Source organism: Pseudomonas nunensis, assembly GCF_024296925.1.
In the GTDB taxonomy this organism is placed as follows: Bacteria; Pseudomonadota; Gammaproteobacteria; order Pseudomonadales; family Pseudomonadaceae; genus Aquipseudomonas; species Aquipseudomonas nunensis.
Genome location: NZ_CP101125.1, coordinates 2981811 through 2998044 on the forward strand (window position 1 = coordinate 2981811; position 16234 = coordinate 2998044).

Genomic DNA, 16234 nt, shown 5'->3' on the forward strand with positions numbered 1-16234 from the left:
CACTGAGTTGCCGGAATGCCGATTCCCCTGTTAACTCTCCGGGGTCGCAAGACCCGCCTGCTCTGAAATCGCCCATCTGTTATCGAGGTAACGGTGCCCCACTCTTCCGATCAACACGCTGACGAAAAAAGCCTGCCGCGATTATTGCTCGATCTGCTTTGGCAAATCGCCGTGCTGTTGATCCCGATTTTCCTCGTGACGGTCATACCGTTGCTGTGGGCGCTCGGTGTAGTGCTGGCTTGTGCAGCCTTGATGTGGCTGACGGCTCGGCTTGGCTGGCAACGCACCGGTCGAGGGGCCGCAAGGTTAATGACCTCCGCCGCCATCGGCCTGGGTTTTAATCTGGGTCGGGCGTTGCCGGCGTACTGGGACATTGCGGGGGCGGCGGTCGTAATGTTCTGCGGGCTGGCATGCGTCAGTCATCTGGAAAAACGTTTTGGTTTGGCCGATAAAACACCGGCCAAGTCATCGCCGCTAACAGGGGGCCAGTCTTCCGGCGGCGCCAGTGCCTGGGGTGGCGACGAACCCCGACAAACGCCCGAGGGCGAACCCATCAGGGTGTTCAATTACAGTGAAATCGCCATGGGCGGGCCGGTCCTGTGCGACTACCTGTTCCCCGATGGCGTGCTGCTCCAGGGCCTTGGATCGTCGGCGCGTTTCTCCAATGACGGACGTTATTTCGCCGCGCCGCTGCCCTCGCGCCAGGCTTGGGGCTTGGTGATTCTGGATCGCCAGTTGCGTCAGCTCTACCAGTGTTCGTTTGATGAATTCTGGGAACTGGATGCCTTTAACGACGGCACCCTGAGTGGGCGTTACAGCCCGCTGGTCGACAATGGCGCACGGCAAATCAGCCTGGAGCAGCTGCTGGCGACGGCTGAACGGATCGATCTGGTGCCCGTTGCTGACCTTTGGCTGGAACCGGGTGACTGGCAAACAAACCTCGCTCACGAAACGCTCCGGCATACGTCCCCCGATGCTCAGCAACGCCTGGATGCCCACCCTGCGCTGCCGGCGAGCTTGCGCGAACTACCGCAGCCTTGCGACCCGTTGAGGTACCCGGAATACCGCGTGGACATCAACGGTGAGCCCACTTCGTTACTGATCAGGGCCGATACCGCAATCATCTGGAATCCCGATAGCCGCTCTTTCGGTTGCCGCGCACGGATGGGCGAAGACCAAGCGCTCGATTATTGGCTGTGGCACGCTGACCGTGGCTGGCAAACCCTGCCGTGCCCATGGATAGCCGCTGACAGCGAACCTTCGATGGGATGGAGCGAACCCCTGGCGCTGGATGACCATTACCTGCGGCTATCGTCTTACTTTGACTATCCCCAGCCTGATCACGGCCTCTACGGTTATGGCTTGCACAGCATCCACAGCGACTGCGACTCCCAGGTCGGTCATGCGCCGAACGGCCGGATACAGGTCGCGGAGCGGCTGCTGACTCAAGTGCAGTTGGCCGTGCCGCTGGCGGGTGATGGACAGCGCGGCGCGACGATGGTCGAGTCGGCAGCCGTGACGGGTAAGACGCGGGCTCAATTTCGTTGGCAGCAGGACAACAGCCTGGGACTCGGGGGTTATACCTGCACGATTGGCGATTGGGCGTTGCCAGGCGTTTGGTTGCTCGATCATCGCGTTTCAGACGCTGGACGCTATATCGCCCTGATCCCGTTCACTCTGCCGCCCGCCTCCGCAGGTTACGTATTGGTAGCCGACGCTCAGGAGCGACAATTGCTGAACAGTCCTCCCCTGCTGGCCGCACGCTTGCTGGACTTCCGTGGGCCGCGATTGAGCGTGGCAGTGATTCGCGGTCGCCTGGATCAGGATCGGCCAGGCAGCCCGTTGCAGCGCTTTGATCAATCGCCCCCCGAGGCAGGCGATGCCGCTGAGTTTTCTCAGTATCGACCGGACTCGCGACTTTACTATGAGTGGTGTGAGCTGGAGGTCAGCCCAGAAGGCCTGAGCCTCCTTCCCGACTGGCGTCTGGTCAAGCAACCACAGTCTTCAGTAGCCGATGGCAACTTTGTCCAGCCAGCACCGACGAATAACGATGCCGCGTGGCTGTTCGGTTGTGAAACCGAATACGCCGACAGTTGGCTGCGCGTCCAGAGCCCACGCTTGGGCGGACATTTGCTGACAGCGTCCGGTTGCGCCATCAGCGATCTCGCGCCCTCGATGATCTGGTCCGAGGATGCCCGTTATCTTGCGCTGACCCGACTGCACACCGACGTCGAGGATGAACATGGTGGCCGGTTGGCCTGGCGGGTCTTGCTGCTGGATGTCCGGGAACGAACCTTGAGGCAGTCACCGCAGCAACTGCGCAATCGACCTCAGTTTGAGAGTTTTAAAGCCGAGGTCTTGAAAGTGCGTTTGTTTCTGCGCGACTGGGAAGCCGAGGATGAGACAGACCGAGGTTCAATCACCGCGCTGAAGCTGAGCGAGCTGCTGGCACTTCCTGCCGAAGCCTTGAGCCCGAGTGCGGAGCTCTGGCTGACGAAGGATCAGTTGAGTGATACCGACGCCTGGCGCGCCTTGGACACGTCGCCGTTGAGCCATTGGCGCTAATCACGCCTGTACATTCGCGGCGGAAAAAAAGGGGACAGATATTGATCTGTCCCCTTTTGTTTTACGAGCGCCCTACCGAACCTGTGACCGGTAGATTGCCCAGCAACTTGAGCCCGGTACTCTTCACGAAAGTCTCGTAATCCATCGGTCTCTCGATACGGGTTTCCGCGTTAGGCAACACATAGGCCCAGGCACGCTGGGACGATGCGTCGTACACCAGTTTGAACAGGCGGGTAGGCACCCAGACCTTGTTGCCGCCGATGGTGCCGTGGCCTTCGTCAAACAGCGGGCCGGTGAAGACGTAGACATTGCCATCGGCGCGCTTGGCAAACTTGCGCACATCAGCCTCGACCTTGCTCCAGATCTTGCGATTGTTGGTGGGGTCTTGGGGCACCATGTTCGACAGCGCAAAAGATTGCGCCATGGCATTCGGGCTCGGTGCATCGGCGGCCGGGGATTGATGACCACGGTCCACGGCCGGATGCTGGCTGCGGTAGTCGCTCAACTCGGCCCGCCCGCTCTTGGGGATGCGCGGGTCCGGGTAGAACTGGTTGGTGCGCTCCTCCCCTTTGGCATCCTTCAATTGAGCCGAATTTAGGCGTTCAACCACCACCAGCGGCGTCCGACTGGTTTGCGAGTACAGCACCGCGAAATTGTCGGAACACAACGCCAAGGGTTTCATGGTGGCCGGCACAGTGGCCGTGTTGATCGGTTTGGCTGCCGGGAACAGATCGGCGCAACCGTCGAACGAGGGCTGTTTCTGTTTGCTTGAGTAGAGGTCCAGTGCCGCGTTCTGGTTGATCGAGCCCGAATGGGACGTTTGGGTCTGATGCTGGGTGGCTGGCTTGAGGAGATCCAGCAGACTGCGGGCTTCTGCGCCAGTCGAGAGCAAAACAAGGGCCGACAGCCCAACTGCAATTTTGCGTAGGTGCATGCTTTAAATTCTTCGATTTGGATTGAGGAGTAAACGTACGACGAGTCCCGATTTACGGAACCGGGCGGAGGTGATTGTGATTATCTTGCGGGGAGCATGCTTTCACTGTCCTTGATCAAAATACCGATGCGAAACCACGACCGGTGACGGTCGTGCGGGACGTATTGACCATTGGAAATCACCTTAGTGCCTGAGGGACCGGGGCCTTTACGTTCAATGCCGCTGCTGAAAAACACGCAAAAAAAAGCGCCACTCAATGAGTGGCGCTTTTTCTGTATTTGGAGCGGGAAACTACAGAATGGTTTCGTGAGACCTGGAACTCTCCACTGAGTCGCAGAATGCCCTTTTTTTAGATAGCTTCTGAAGCCTATTTCGGTGACCAGAAAGAGGATGACTCTGTCCTCCTCAACCTGCGGCTCAGGTTTTTCGAGATCAATGCGAAACGGGCCAAAATCGTCCGACACTTCGTCGAGTTGATACTCGTTACCGTGCGTGTCATAGATGCTGAAATTCCAACCCACCTCTGACGCAATATCGATGACTCTGAGCGTCGCCGATTCATGCAGGTTCGACGCAGAGAGAGACGATTCGCCCTCGCTGATAAGAACCTGATTTGTCCGAGCAAGCTCGTTAAGAAATAACGCCAGCTTTAGGTGCGACAATGCTGTCCTCCATGACCCGATCGGTCTCCACAACGAACTGCTTCCTTCCGTCTTCTAAATCCACCACACGCACGTTCGGATTATCAGTTTTGTCCGGAAAGGTAATAGTCACCCCTTCAACAGTGATGATTTTACGCATATAAGGCTGACGAAGGATTTTACGATCAGGCTTGAAGGTAAGCTCTTGTGACTTACTGGACTTCGTCCGCTTACGGGTGACTGGCCACCCCATTGATCACACGCACCAGAGCAGTCTTCTGGATCGCCTTCTTGTCATCGACAAGTGCAGTCAAAATCCGCCTAAGAGACTTTTGGGGATTGGCATCACTTTGCTCTAGAACTAATTTGTAGTCTTACTTGATCAGGCTAAATATCACGACACTAGGGTCATCGACCGCCAGCTCGAACATACACAACACGCCATCGGCACTACCACTGACGTGAGCGGTATTGAAGTTTCGAGCAAGTCCTTGGGCGCCAGTTTCAAAATCGATATCACCGTTCGCAATGGCCTCAAGTTCCCTGCGAGAGACGGAAAGACTCTTGAACATGAACACAGGCGAGGCTGCTGTCTCTAGTATTTCCCTGTGAAAAAACTTTCTTCCTCAAGGCCACGCTCGGGCATTGCCTCGAAACTCTTGCCGCCGACGACATGTAAAATCATCTTTTTGATCGCCAGGGAAGTCTCTTCTTCTTCCGTAAAAAAGCTCATTTAATCGCCTTAATTTGCACATTCGATCATTCTTCAAATTGTTGATACCGGCCATTCATCACGACTGGCGATCCCCCTCCACCAAATCCACCTGCTCACAAGCCCCCACCTGCGGCACCAAATGGATATCCACCCGCCGATTAACCGAGCGCCCAACCTCAGTCTCATTACTGGCAATCGGTTGATTGGCCGCAAAGCCCTGCACCGCAAAGCAATTGTCGGCAATGTCGCCCATGCCCTGCATCCAGTCCCGCACGGCTGAAGCGCGGGCGTGGGACAGGGCCAGGTTCTGTTCGGCTGTCCCTTTCGCATCGGTATGCCCGGCGATCACGATCAACCATCCCGGCTGGGCTTTGATGCCGACCAGGGCATTGACCAGAACCTTGGTCGAGCCAGGCTTCAGCGTTGCGCTGCCGGCGTCGAACAGCGACAGGCTGTCCAAGCGTACCGGCTCGGGCATGAGGACTTCATTGCCTGGACCTGCCAGCCATGTGCGCCAACCGAACCCCGCGGCCAAGGCAACAAGTAGCGCCCCGGCGAACAACCACAGGCGCATTTGAGGCCTGCGCGCGTCCACCTCAGGGGGCGGCAGAATCACCACAGGTGTCACCCAGGTCGGAGCCGCCACCCTGATGGGCACCAGTACCCTTTGGTCCGAGGAGTAGCTCTGTTCCAGTCGCTGGGTCAGATTGATGAGCTGGTGACGCAGAGCCTGCAGCGTCAGCAGAGGACTGGACAGTTGAGGAAGCAAACACGCCTGCAAACGTGCGAGCTCGGTGTCCAGTTGAACCAGCGCGGGAACACCGTGTGCCGTAATCGGTGCGCCGCGCAGCAGCAGTTGCAACTGATCGAACAACCACTCCAGCAGATCCAGGCGCACCGACGCCATCAACGGCCACAACCGAGACCACTCCCGACCCAGAGCCTCAAGCAACACCACGCCTTGGGTGATGCCTTCCAGTCCGTAACGCTGACCACGCGCCAAGGTGTAAAAACAGACTGTTTGCAGTTCCGCCCCGTTTTGCTGGAACAGCGCCAGACACCATTGCTCCACCCTGCCCCAGTCCACATCAGGGCAAGCGGGGTGGCTGAGTTTGGCCAACTCATCGCACAAGGCCATAAACTCGCCGAAGCCGCGCGGATCGCCGCCGACTCGAATACGCATTTCAAACAACGCCGTCATCCAGCTTCCCTTCCGTTATCGGTTCAAGACTTCGACAGGTAGTCCTGTCGTTTCAAGTGGCGCACCAGCACCCGGCCTTCGGGTGCCAGGGTGGTGCCGAAACTCACCCGCCGCCCATCCTTCAATTGCATGTCCAGGGCGTATACCAGATGTCCCGGCAGCGCCTGGGGCAGCAGCTCGATGGAGACCGCCGCCAGACGCGGTTCGTACTTGAGCAAGGTGCCGCTCATGGTGCCGATCAATCCATGGGCGGTGGCGGGTAACCCTTGCAGGATCAGGCTCATGTCCGGTAGCCCATAATCCGGCAGATGGCTGATCGCCCCCGCGCGGCTGTTGAGAATGCGCTGCAGATTGTCCAGCACAGACAGGACGTGCTGGTCCTCTTCGCTGACGCGATGCAGGTCCAGTTCACCCTCGAAATTTTGCAGCAGCATTTCGTACAGCGATGGGTTGTACTCGGCCATGGGTCACTCCTTCGCCAAGGGCCGCAGGGTCACGCGGTTGTCCCCCAACTCGATCACCCGCGCCCGATCCGGGTCCAGGTCATCACGCGTCAGTGTCAGGCGCCAGGTGTTCATCCGGGTATCGGGGCTGCGGAACAACGCCACCACCGTGACAAACTGCGCATCCTTGTGCAGGGGCACGTTCAACTGCGCGCCCTCCTCGGGTTTCACCACCACCGAGCGCTTGTCCAGTAAAGCGCTGGCCAGCAGTTGATCGTCATGCCCCAACAAACCGTCGTAGGTCGCCAGTTCCACCGACTTGTTGTCGCGCAACTGGTACACCCGCACCAGGGTCGGCACCGACAGTGCGCGCATGTCCGTGGTATCCGTGTTCAACGCCGTGCGCGCACTGAAATCGAGGTGCAGGGTTTTCACCTGCTTGTAGAAGATCGCCCTGGCCGTGGATGACGTACCATCCGCCACGGTCTGGGCCACCCCACAGCCACCGAGCGCCAGTGCGAGCGCCGCCAACATCAGTAGATTAAAAACGGTACGCGACATGCTGTGTCTCCCTGTTCCGGGCATTAATCGAAAGTCCTTGGTAACGACCCAGGTTGATAGTGAGGGTGTCGTGCTCCGCTACCCGCCAGGCATCGCCGCCCAAGCCCAGAACACCGGTCATACCGAGCCGAATGGGCACTTGCCCCAGCACCGGAGCAGGCAGACTGCCTACCGGCAGCGACAACTGCAGTTTCGCCGTGCACCGCCACCCCAAGTACACACGCAGCAGCCCCAAAAGATCGCTGTGCAACGAGCCACCGGGTAACCAGCCACTGGCTTCCTGCGCGTCTTCGGTAAACAGCGCCAGGCACAGTTGACTATTGGCGTCCTGGCCGACGCTGCCCAGCGGTGTGCCTTGGAACAAACTCACCGGACGCCTGACGCAAAGACTGGCCGGCTGAGCCAGCGCAATCTTCTGCGGCCAATGCGGAGTCACCTGCGCCCGCGTGTTGGGGGCCAGCAGTTTGACCAGCGCGACGATGCCTTCAGCATTTCGCGTGGGCAGGCGCATGACACTGAGCAACGCCAGAAAACGCGAAACCGGCGTGTCGATGTGCCGTGCGGTGCCGGGAATGCCCAGGCCGATCAGGCCGAGCAGGCATTGCGAAGTGGCATCGGTGCCCCCAGCTTCGAACGTCGCCGGGTAGGAATACTTGCGCCAGATTCGGTAGAACTGGGTGAAGATCCGGTGATTGAAAATATCCAGGAAAGCTTCCAACGCTTCATGCCCTTCCCGGCGCTGCGCGATGTCATCCAGAAACGCGCTGGGCATCGGCGAATCGACCCCGTACAACCCGAGTAAACGGGTGCGTATCGTCGCCGGACGTTCCGGGTGATCCGCATCGGTCTCAATGGCCTTCAACTCACCGGCCGGAAACCCCATGCCCGGATCAGGTCGAAAGCGCACCGCGTCATCGGCCGGATTCGCGGTGCTGCCCAAGAGCGGCTGACCGGGCAAGGCCTGCTCCAGCAACTGACAAAAGCGATACAGATTGGCTTCGGCTACCTGCTTGCGCAAAGCGTCCAGCAAACCGCCAGCTTTCAGCCGGGAATACGCTGACTGTGTTTCTCGTTCCATCGCAGGCACTTTCCAGTAGGTTGCAGGATCAGCGTGAGCTGGGTGAACAAATGAATGTCGGCATACAACGCAAAGAAGCGATTGAGCATTTCGCCGAACAGGCTGATATCGCCCTCCCCCGAAAAACCGTTGGCATCCAGGGTGATTTCGATATCCACCCCGCGCAGCAGAAAGCCTTTCTCGAAACGCTGAATCAGGTGATGACGGACATCGACGATGGCCGCCAGGCGACGACGGTTGAGCTCACTGCCCGTCCAGTCGTACAGCGCTAACGTGCCCCGCAACACCTCAGCGTTGTCGAGCATCGGCAGGAAGTTCGAGCTCAGATGGCTGAGCACCCGCCAATGAAAGCGATCGCGGTTTGGCGGGTAGCACGGCTGGGTCGGCGCACACAGATTGCGCACGCGCAAACCGGCCTGGGTGGACTGCACCACCGTATCGAGCAAGGTGCTCTGCAGCGCCTTGCGCGGCAACTGACCGTGAGTGCCAGTCAAGCGCAACGACAGGCTTTCGCGCTCGCGCAGACGGTCCATGTCAAAGCCCTCGCCACCCAGGATCAGCCAGGTGTCATGCAATCCATTGGCTGCGCGTTTTAGGCGCGTATGAAAGTAACGCTCAGGAGCCTCGTCGCGCAGCATGCCGCCCTTGTGGCGAAAGCTGCTGAACGGCACGTAATCCAGACGCTCGGCGTTCTTCGAGGCCGTGACCCTGTCCACGGAATAGATCTCCGTATGGCCATCCTGCAATCGCATGGGACGCAGCAGGTAGTCGGTTTGCAATGGCGCAAGGGTCAGCGGGTCGGCTTCCATCGGGAACAGATTAATCACCGGCACGGCGTGCAGGCGGATGTGCTCGCAACTCAAATCGAAGGTATGCGGCCAGGGTTCACGCAACACGACTTCGAGTTCGAACCAAGGAGTGCCGGGCGCAATCTCCAACTGCTCCAATCCACACAGGGTCACGAACATGAATTTTTCACGGAAGGTGAAGTACTCCAGCAACAACTGATAACCGCTGAACGCACTGTCACCCTTGGGCCACAGCCGGTCCTCATCGGCAAATCCCTTAGGCGCAAAATGCCCGGTCAATGGCTGACGTTCGGTTTGGCCAGGGCAGCGCACATACAACGCTTGCACATTCAGCGTCAGCGCCTGATGCAGTGCACTGGCCAACGGCGCATCCGCATTCAAGTACAGCGGCAGCCGGCTCAGGTCGATCTGGCTCCAGTCGGTCAACGCACCACAAGTGAAGCGCAAGCGCAGCAGCGAGCGGCCATCCGGTTCATGGCCCCGCCCTACCGATGCCAGGGCCAGTGGCCGCAGGGTCAGATCCTGAGAGGTGGTGTAACGGCAACGGGTGAGTTGCGGCCCAATGGGTTGAGACAGCACCTCGAAGCCCTGAGCAACCAACTCGCTGCGCTTCATCTGCTCAAGTTCGGGCATCAGCTCGACAACCGACAGCGACGGAATGGTGCGCAGGTAATGCGGCCATAACAGGCTGACCAGACCTTCGGTCAACTCCGGCAGGTCATCGTCGAGTTTTTCGCGCAGCCGTCCCATCAGGAACGCGAAGCCCTCGAACAGGCGCTCCACATAGGGGTCCTGCGCACCCGGTTTGTCCAGGTTGAGCTGCGCCGCCCGGTCCGGGAACGCGTCCGCGAACTCCTTACCGGCCTCGCGCAGGTAGCGCATTTCAGCATCGAAGTAGCGCAATGTCAGATTGTCCATGCTCACAAAAAGAATCCTGATGAATAAGGGTCAGCCGCAGAGCACCGCAGCACGTACCGGGTCGATGGCCACCAAGGCGGCCAGTAAGATTTCCATGCGTCGCGCCAGAGTGGGTTTGTCGGCATCGTTGCGCTGGGCTTTCAAGCGCAACAGTTTGAGCAGCCGCGCCTTGACCTCGAAATTCAACTCCGGCTCCCACTCGGCCAGGGCCTGGCGTTGCGCCGTGGCGTCCAGTTCCCCCAGCAGGTGGATAGCGAGGTCGCTCTTGCCATACTGTTCGGCGACACGCGCCATCAGCAGACGCAGCAGCCAGCGTTGGCGCCCGGTGTCGATACCGGGGCGTGCGGCTAGCCAGGCCAGCGCCTGCTCCACGCCGTCGCTGTCGGCCTGGGCCAGGGCCTCGCCCTCGAGGGTCAGGATGTCGGCGTCGCGCGAGGTCAGTGCGACCGAGGGCGTGGGCAACCATTGCCGGGATTGGTTGCCGCTGACCTGCTGGGCAATCCACTCGCGGGTGGTCTCGTCGGCGAACGGACTGCCATCGGTCCAGCACAGCACCTCAAGACCCGGCAGCCGCTCAAGGAACATGCCCAGATCACGCTTGGCGATATCCGCCCAGCGCTCCTGCGGCGCGGGTTGCTTGCTCAAGGCCTGATACAAATACCACTGCAGGTCCAGCCAAAAATGGTTGACCCCCTCGGCATAGATCCGCTCGACCTGTTCAATCAATTCGGTCCAGTTCTGTTGCAGGTGCAAACGCTTGAGCTGTGCCCGGTAGTCAGCCCGAGGCGGCGCCAGGCGTGTGTAGCCATTGACCTCCTGCGGGGGCGCCTGATGCACTGTGTCCCAGCGCAAGCTCTTCATCAGTCGATGGGCCGCCAACCACCCCTCGGGTTGCTCACGCAGATATCCGGCCAAGGCCCGGCCGCTGTCCAACAAGTCACGCCCGGACTTGATCACCGTTGCCGACGATGCGCTGACCTGTGCAGTCGACTCATGACGGGAGATGTTCTGCGGCACCAACGCGTCCAAACCGCCGGACTGCGCCAGTCTCGCGGACAACGCGGCATACAACGGTCCCAACGCCGGACGTTGATCCTGCGGCCACGCACTCAACCCATTTTCGAGCAAGGCCAATGCAGAGACCGTACGCTCGGCCTCAGTCTTGACCACTTCCGGGTACAACGACAGCGTGTCCAGCACCTTGCCGCTGGCCAGCCATTCCAGGGCCATCTTGCGGCTGTTGGGGCGCGTTGGCAGAACCTCGTTGGCGAAGCGCTCGACCAGCGCCGCCAGCAGGCTCAAGCCATCGGCCAGCCCTGCTTCGCCGTCCTTGTGCAAGCGTGCCCACAGGTAGTAGGTGGCGACACGCAAATCCTTGCAGCTGTGGATCAACAGCTTCTGTGCCAATTGCGCAACCTGCTCGGCATCGGCGCCCGACAGCTTGTTGACCTCTTCGCGCATACGCTGAAAGTCATCGTCGTAGCCGGGGTCTTCACCAACGGGATGCTCTGCGCTGATCGGTTGCAACCAGGGCTGCCAGTGGGAGGCCTGTTCGCGTGCAACGGACAGCGCATCGCGCGCTCCCAGGCAACGGGCGATCAAGGTGCGCAGGCTCATTGAAAACTCTCCTTTTGCGCGTAAGGCCCGCCAGCGGCGTTCTCGCTGAGAAATATCTGCTGGGGCAACGTGAAGCCCCTTAATTTGAGCAGGGCCAACGGTCCCGCGTTCAACTCAGTGCGCAGGTGCCAGATCAGGTTCAAGCCGTCGGGGGCCTTGAGCACCATGCGGTAGCGGCTGTCACCGTCGTCCAACGGCGTGACCTGGGCTTTCTCCAACAGGCGGATCAGGCCCCATGTACCCGGGTAGTCGCCGAACAGCCGTTCGCTGGCCTGCACGCTGGTCCAGCTCAGGCTCACACCGGGATAGTCGCTGCGCCCCGGCCAGTTGAAGCGCTGCCAGCTTTCCTTCTGGTTGAAGTAGTGATGCTTATCGCCGTTGAGGACGAAGGTGGTTTGCACCACATCGCGCACCGGTTTGCCTTGCAGTTCAAAGCTCAGGCCCACGCCGCCGTCGGTGTAGAGCACATCGGCCAGGGCGCTGAGCTGGTTGATGGCGCCGAGAAATTTCGGGTTGAAGCGCAAGCCTTGGCTGTGGCGCGGGTCGGCCACCCAACGGCTGCCCTCCTTGCGCAACACGCCGCTCAATTGCCGCTGTAAAAACTGCTCGATGCGCCCGGAATCGGCCCGAATCATCTGCCCCAACATCGGCAAGGACGCGTCGCTGGCGGTGGCCGCAAAAGGGTAACGGCTGGCGAACGCATCGTTCCAATGGCTGACAATCGAGCGCTGCCACTGGCTGTTGAGCCCAGCGGCGGACGGTTGCAAGACCCTTTGCCAGGCTTGTTCCAGCGGCTGTACAAAAAGCGTCTGTGCCACCCCGCCCCACTCAGCGCCCAGGCTGGCGGCCATCAGGCTGCCGTAGGACTGAGTATCGGTCAGGTCGATCCTGCGACCTTGAAATACGGTTTGTGCCAGTGCCTGAGTCATCGCCAGCGGATCGGGCGCGGTGCTGACTTGCTGCAACTTCAGACGCACCCGAGTCACCCGGGTCAGGAAGGCCTGCAGGCTCAGGCCGTCATCGCTGTTTTTACCTTCAGGGCCTTTGCCCAACAACGCCAACAACGGGCCGAAGGTCGCGTCCAACGGACTGCTCGGCACGTGGGTCAGTTGGTCGATCACCGGGGCCTTGTCCTGCCCGATGAGCTTTTGCGCGGACTTCACCAGCGAGTCGGCCAAGGCCTGAGTCCGGGTGCCCGCCTGACCCTGATAGGCCAGGGTATTCATCAGCGCAATCAGCGGGGATTGGCGTACATCGCTCATCAGCGCCAACTGGTCGATCACCTCATCGAGACTGCCGGCCTCCTGCCAACGCAGGCTGTTAAGCAGATTCAGCCAGGCGCTGGCGTAGTCCTGAAAGTAGCGTTCGGTGAGACGTTCGCGGAGCTGGTCCGGGCTCAACCGGGTGTCGATGTCGGTGGGTTTGTCGCTGAGTACCCAGTCGATTTCCTCGCGCCGCGCCTCGGCGATCGCATCAATGGCGTGGCGCACCTGACCTTCCCAGGCCTCGCGGGTGAACACGCCCGGCACACGAGCATCGGTGGAAAACAGCGCCAATGCATCGGTGTCGCCTACCAGTTGGTGCAGACCCACGTCCGAGTAGTGATTGGCCGCGTCATCGAGCAGTTGCTGGTACAGGCTGGCTTCGGCATTACGTTGGCCCAACTGGCCGAGCAATACCTGTCGGACTTGCGCGACCAGCTTCGCGTCGGCCTCGATGCGCCAAGCAGGGTTCGCGGCCAAATGTTCACCATAAAACGCCCACAGATTGGGTGACAGGTTTTGCCAGAGCCCCGGCGACAGTCCTTCGCGCGAGGGCTCGGCGTCACTCAGAGTCTTGACCAGAAGCGCGGCATCGGTTTTTTCCGGGCGCGCCATCATCAAATAAGCCTTGAGCTGGTTGTAAGCGTCGCGGGCGCGCTCGGCCCGTTCCGGGCTGTCCGGTGACAGCTTGAGCAGCGCGCTGAGTTGCTGCTGCAAGCGAGTCGCGGCCGGGTCACGAATCAGGCGATTGTTAGCCTCGACATAACGCGGCCACAGTGCGTCCAGCAGGGCTTGATTTCTATTCAGGCCGAAGCGCTGATACCAAGGCGCGCTGTGCGCGGCGCGATAATCCAGACGCGCCAGTTCACGCACCAGATCGTAGAGCGCCCTCAGTTGCTCGTCGTTACTGCGCGGTTGCTGCAACGCTGCAAGTGAGGTGTGTACCTGAGCAATCAGTACGCGGTTGCTGACGAATGACAGCAAGAGCCCTGTCCCCCACAGCACTGCCAGCCCTAGCACCAACGTGTAAGCGATGCGCGGAACGCTCCAGCCCAGGCGACGACTGCGGGGGTTATCGCCAAGGACGCCGCTCCACACTGAGGCCGCCGGCCAGTCATGGTTCAAGTTATGGATTGTGCGCGGCACAGGCAAGCTGAACCACAACCCACGCAACGGCACGCCACGGGCAAACTCACCGGCCAGGGGCGTCAACGTGTGACGCCAGCGGTCAATGCCCTCACCCTGCAAATCCCGAGACAGGCGCAGCAGGAAATCATGGCCCCACACACCGCTTATCTGCGCCAGCCCCCCACGGCGCAAAGGCTCCAGCAAACGACTCAAGCGGCCTTGCAACACCTGCGCATCAAAGCGAGACGGCAGCAGGCAACCGACCGGTTGAGCCTTGCGTTTGTCCTGAGCCCATTCACTGGCGCAGACCTGCCATAAATACAACGGCAACTGCCAGCCAAGACCACGGGCCAACCGCTGCAACTGACGCACACCCTCGCCCATCGCCGCATCATCGGCAGCCTGGGTTTTATTCAGTGCCCAGACCACCCCGTCCAGCGCACGCCCACGGTTTAGTCCACTCCACTGCTTAAGGAATGGCTGTTCCAGCAACGTTTCGGCGCTACCGCCCCACAACAGGACGGTGCCCTGGCCTTCCAGCCAGAATTGTTCGGCCAGGGTCGGGGCGATGGCTTCGATTTCGGTGGGTTCGCCGATGACCAGTAATAGGCGGACTTTGCGGCGCCAGAAGAAGCCGTGGCGGGCGCGTAAGTATCGAATGATCTCTGACGGGGCTTTCTGTTTATCGGGTTCGTCAGGAGCGGACACCGGCGACAACCAAGAACCGATGACCAACCTGCGAACCCCATTCTGGACAATCTGCCAAGTCACTAGCGCCATACCGAACAGCAATGCCCACAGCAATACGCCCTTGAGCAGGACATCTTGCAGCACAGCACGACTGAGGAGCCGAGGTTCCATCAACAACCACCAGACCACCGCCCCTACAGTAACCAGCACCGCCAGGATCACAGCCAATAACAACGCCGTCTTCCCGGAGGATATTTTCGAAGCTTCAACTATTTGAGTCATCGGGTTCCACGATTCCAAGGGCCAGAGTGTGATAAGGATCGTTCGCCAACCAGGCGCAAGGCACCCGATGCTGCTCGGCGTACCAGGCAGCCAAGGTCTGTACGACCATGGCCTGTAGGCTTTCCAGGTGGCCAAAGTTGGCGTCTTGCACGTGCTGTCGAGTGTTCCAGCCGATGACTGGCAGATCAGCCAGGTCCGGCTGAGAGAACGACACGCATAGTTCAGCGGGGGCCGCCAGTTCGCTCTGTTGCAGAACGCGCTTGGCCACCGCGGGAAGATTCTCGGTATCAGCCGAGAACCATTCCCCACGAGAAAAACGCACGCCACCCTCGGGGCCGAATAGCCAGAGCACCGCTGCTTCCCCGGCCGGTAAGCGACTGTCCTGCCTATAAGGCAAGGATTGGCAGCCGGCACAGAGAATGCGGGCGGTCGCGGGAGCGCCCTGCAATTGGTCAATGATTGAATCCAGACTGCGAATGCCCTGCCAGGGCTCGGGCTGTTCGGGCAATTGAAGCGGCGCAAAACACCGCGCCATTTGTTCGACAAACGCTTGCCAGGCCTCCAGCGAACCCAGCCAGTAACACCGCAACGGCTGAACGACCGAATGTTCAACCCGTTGTTCGTGCCACTGTAGAGCGAGCAAAATCGCTAAATTGCGCTCGCGTTCGGCGACATCACTCCCGAACACATGACCAAGGCGAATCGCACGTCCTTCGGGTATTGTCTGAGGCTCCGGCGGTAGGTGGTCCGGGCCGAACAGCCGTAGTCCGTGCTCTGGAGTGCTGGCTACCGCGCTGACCAACACAGACTCGACGAGCGCGGCTTTCTGGCGATGGGACTGCCACCACGCCTGGCGTACTTGCTCCGCCGCCTCGGCATAGCACTGTGCGTTATGTTGACTGAGCCGGAAGTACAACACGCGCAACAACAAGGCCAGCAGCCACAGCAGTAACGCAAATGCCATACCAATAACCGCGATGCGCGGCTCAATGAACGATCGCAATGCCACGCTGCCAGCGCTCAGCAAAACCAGCACGGCCACACCACCCGCCATCCAGCGCGAGTACTTCGGCGACTGTGCCGCGGGATAGGGGGCAAACTCAGGCGCAGTCTTCACGAGGTCACCAGTGTTTCGGACATTGAACTGATCAGCGTGCATCCGCATTTGCAGGCGTGGCCGTGCAGCGCCGCTGGGCGACCGTTGATGAGCAATAAATCGCTGCCTTCGGCGATCCTGGTCCGCCCATGCAAGTTGCAGCGTACGGCGTCGCCCTGACAGGCGATGGGCTGTCCATGACACTCGTAATGGCCCTCCAGTACTTCGCCGCCAAATTCTTCCAGCGAATCTCCCTGACGGATCAGCTGTTTCATCGCCACTCCTCCAGATAAG

Annotated in this window: 15 protein-coding genes; 1 reads left to right on the plus strand and 14 read right to left on the minus strand. The window is 60.2% G+C overall.

Going from position 1 to position 16234, the window contains the following annotated elements:
* The first annotated feature begins 93 nt into the window (after positions 1 to 93).
* Positions 94 to 2565 (plus strand): hypothetical protein, encoded by a 2472-nt coding sequence (locus NK667_RS12755; protein WP_054614966.1) that lies wholly within the window; start codon positions 94 to 96, stop codon positions 2563 to 2565.
* 61 nt (positions 2566 to 2626) lie between these two features.
* On the opposite strand, the gene NK667_RS12760 is transcribed toward NK667_RS12755, so the two are convergent.
* The 14 genes from NK667_RS12760 to NK667_RS12825 all read right to left on the minus strand — a co-directional run bounded on the left by NK667_RS12760 (position 2627) and on the right by NK667_RS12825 (position 16215).
* The gene (locus tag NK667_RS12760; RefSeq protein WP_054614967.1) at positions 2627 to 3499 is read right to left on the minus strand and encodes a DNA/RNA non-specific endonuclease; all 873 of its coding nucleotides are present in this window, start codon (positions 3497 to 3499) and stop codon (positions 2627 to 2629) included.
* An 80-nt stretch (positions 3500 to 3579) separates the two neighbouring features.
* Positions 3580 to 4161, minus strand: a complete 582-nt coding sequence (locus NK667_RS12765; protein WP_054614968.1) for a hypothetical protein — start codon at positions 4159 to 4161, stop codon at positions 3580 to 3582.
* Positions 4130 to 4393 carry a hypothetical protein gene (locus tag NK667_RS12770; protein WP_054614969.1) on the minus strand — a complete coding sequence of 88 codons (264 nt, stop codon included), beginning with the start codon at positions 4391 to 4393 and terminating at the stop codon, positions 4130 to 4132. Before NK667_RS12770 ends, NK667_RS12765 begins: the two co-directional genes overlap by 32 nt.
* A 121-nt stretch (positions 4394 to 4514) precedes the next feature.
* Positions 4515 to 4718 carry a hypothetical protein gene (locus tag NK667_RS12775; protein WP_236708587.1) on the minus strand — a complete coding sequence of 68 codons (204 nt, stop codon included), beginning with the start codon at positions 4716 to 4718 and terminating at the stop codon, positions 4515 to 4517.
* Positions 4719 to 4735: 17 nt separating this feature from the next.
* Complete coding sequence (locus NK667_RS12780; protein WP_236708588.1) at positions 4736 to 4873, minus strand: hypothetical protein; 138 nt, start codon at positions 4871 to 4873, stop codon at positions 4736 to 4738.
* Between the two features lie 58 nt (positions 4874 to 4931).
* Positions 4932 to 6056: an OmpA family protein gene (locus NK667_RS12785; RefSeq protein WP_054614971.1), complete on the minus strand. Its 1125-nt coding sequence runs from the start codon at positions 6054 to 6056 to the stop codon at positions 4932 to 4934.
* 23 nt (positions 6057 to 6079) lie between these two features.
* Entirely contained in the window at positions 6080 to 6520 is a 441-nt protein-coding gene (tssE, locus tag NK667_RS12790) for a type VI secretion system baseplate subunit TssE (protein WP_054614972.1), read from the minus strand.
* Positions 6521 to 6523: 3 nt separating this feature from the next.
* On the minus strand, positions 6524 to 7060 hold the full coding sequence (gene tssJ, locus NK667_RS12795; protein WP_054614973.1) for a type VI secretion system lipoprotein TssJ: 537 nt from the start codon (positions 7058 to 7060) through the stop codon (positions 6524 to 6526).
* The gene (tssG, locus tag NK667_RS12800) at positions 7041 to 8138 is read right to left on the minus strand and encodes a type VI secretion system baseplate subunit TssG (RefSeq protein ID WP_054614974.1); all 1098 of its coding nucleotides are present in this window, start codon (positions 8136 to 8138) and stop codon (positions 7041 to 7043) included. Before tssG ends, tssJ begins: the two co-directional genes overlap by 20 nt.
* A complete protein-coding gene (tssF, locus tag NK667_RS12805; RefSeq protein ID WP_054614975.1) occupies positions 8102 to 9871 on the minus strand; it encodes a type VI secretion system baseplate subunit TssF in 1770 nt (589 codons plus the stop codon). The genes tssG and tssF overlap by 37 nt, the downstream gene beginning before the upstream one ends.
* A 24-nt stretch (positions 9872 to 9895) precedes the next feature.
* Positions 9896 to 11482: a type VI secretion system protein TssA gene (gene tssA / locus NK667_RS12810; RefSeq protein ID WP_054614976.1), complete on the minus strand. Its 1587-nt coding sequence runs from the start codon at positions 11480 to 11482 to the stop codon at positions 9896 to 9898.
* Positions 11479 to 14844: an ImcF-related family protein gene (locus NK667_RS12815; RefSeq protein WP_236708589.1), complete on the minus strand. Its 3366-nt coding sequence runs from the start codon at positions 14842 to 14844 to the stop codon at positions 11479 to 11481. Before NK667_RS12815 ends, tssA begins: the two co-directional genes overlap by 4 nt.
* Positions 14828 to 16003, minus strand: coding sequence for a hypothetical protein (locus tag NK667_RS12820; RefSeq protein ID WP_054614977.1), 1176 nt, complete (start codon positions 16001 to 16003; stop codon positions 14828 to 14830). The genes NK667_RS12815 and NK667_RS12820 overlap by 17 nt, the downstream gene beginning before the upstream one ends.
* The gene (locus tag NK667_RS12825; RefSeq protein WP_054614978.1) at positions 15958 to 16215 is read right to left on the minus strand and encodes a PAAR domain-containing protein; all 258 of its coding nucleotides are present in this window, start codon (positions 16213 to 16215) and stop codon (positions 15958 to 15960) included. The genes NK667_RS12820 and NK667_RS12825 overlap by 46 nt, the downstream gene beginning before the upstream one ends.
* Positions 16216 to 16234 lie beyond the last annotated feature (19 nt).

What these genes read in the sequence shown, in the direction of transcription:
- NK667_RS12760 (WP_054614967.1), bottom strand. Translation starts at nt 3,499, where the DNA reads ATGCACCTACGCAAAATTGCAGTTGGGCTGTCGGCCCTTGTTTTGCTC.
- NK667_RS12770 (WP_054614969.1), bottom strand. Translation starts at nt 4,393, where the DNA reads ATGGGGTGGCCAGTCACCCGTAAGCGGACGAAGTCCAGTAAGTCACAA.
- NK667_RS12780 (WP_236708588.1), bottom strand. Translation starts at nt 4,873, where the DNA reads ATGAGCTTTTTTACGGAAGAAGAAGAGACTTCCCTGGCGATCAAAAAG.
- NK667_RS12785 (WP_054614971.1), bottom strand. Translation starts at nt 6,056, where the DNA reads ATGACGGCGTTGTTTGAAATGCGTATTCGAGTCGGCGGCGATCCGCGC.
- tssE (WP_054614972.1), bottom strand. Translation starts at nt 6,520, where the DNA reads ATGGCCGAGTACAACCCATCGCTGTACGAAATGCTGCTGCAAAATTTC.
- tssJ (WP_054614973.1), bottom strand. Translation starts at nt 7,060, where the DNA reads ATGTCGCGTACCGTTTTTAATCTACTGATGTTGGCGGCGCTCGCACTG.
- tssG (WP_054614974.1), bottom strand. Translation starts at nt 8,138, where the DNA reads ATGGAACGAGAAACACAGTCAGCGTATTCCCGGCTGAAAGCTGGCGGT.
- tssA (WP_054614976.1), bottom strand. Translation starts at nt 11,482, where the DNA reads ATGAGCCTGCGCACCTTGATCGCCCGTTGCCTGGGAGCGCGCGATGCG.
- NK667_RS12815 (WP_236708589.1), bottom strand. Translation starts at nt 14,844, where the DNA reads ATGACTCAAATAGTTGAAGCTTCGAAAATATCCTCCGGGAAGACGGCG.
- NK667_RS12820 (WP_054614977.1), bottom strand. Translation starts at nt 16,003, where the DNA reads ATGCACGCTGATCAGTTCAATGTCCGAAACACTGGTGACCTCGTGAAG.
- NK667_RS12825 (WP_054614978.1), bottom strand. Translation starts at nt 16,215, where the DNA reads ATGAAACAGCTGATCCGTCAGGGAGATTCGCTGGAAGAATTTGGCGGC.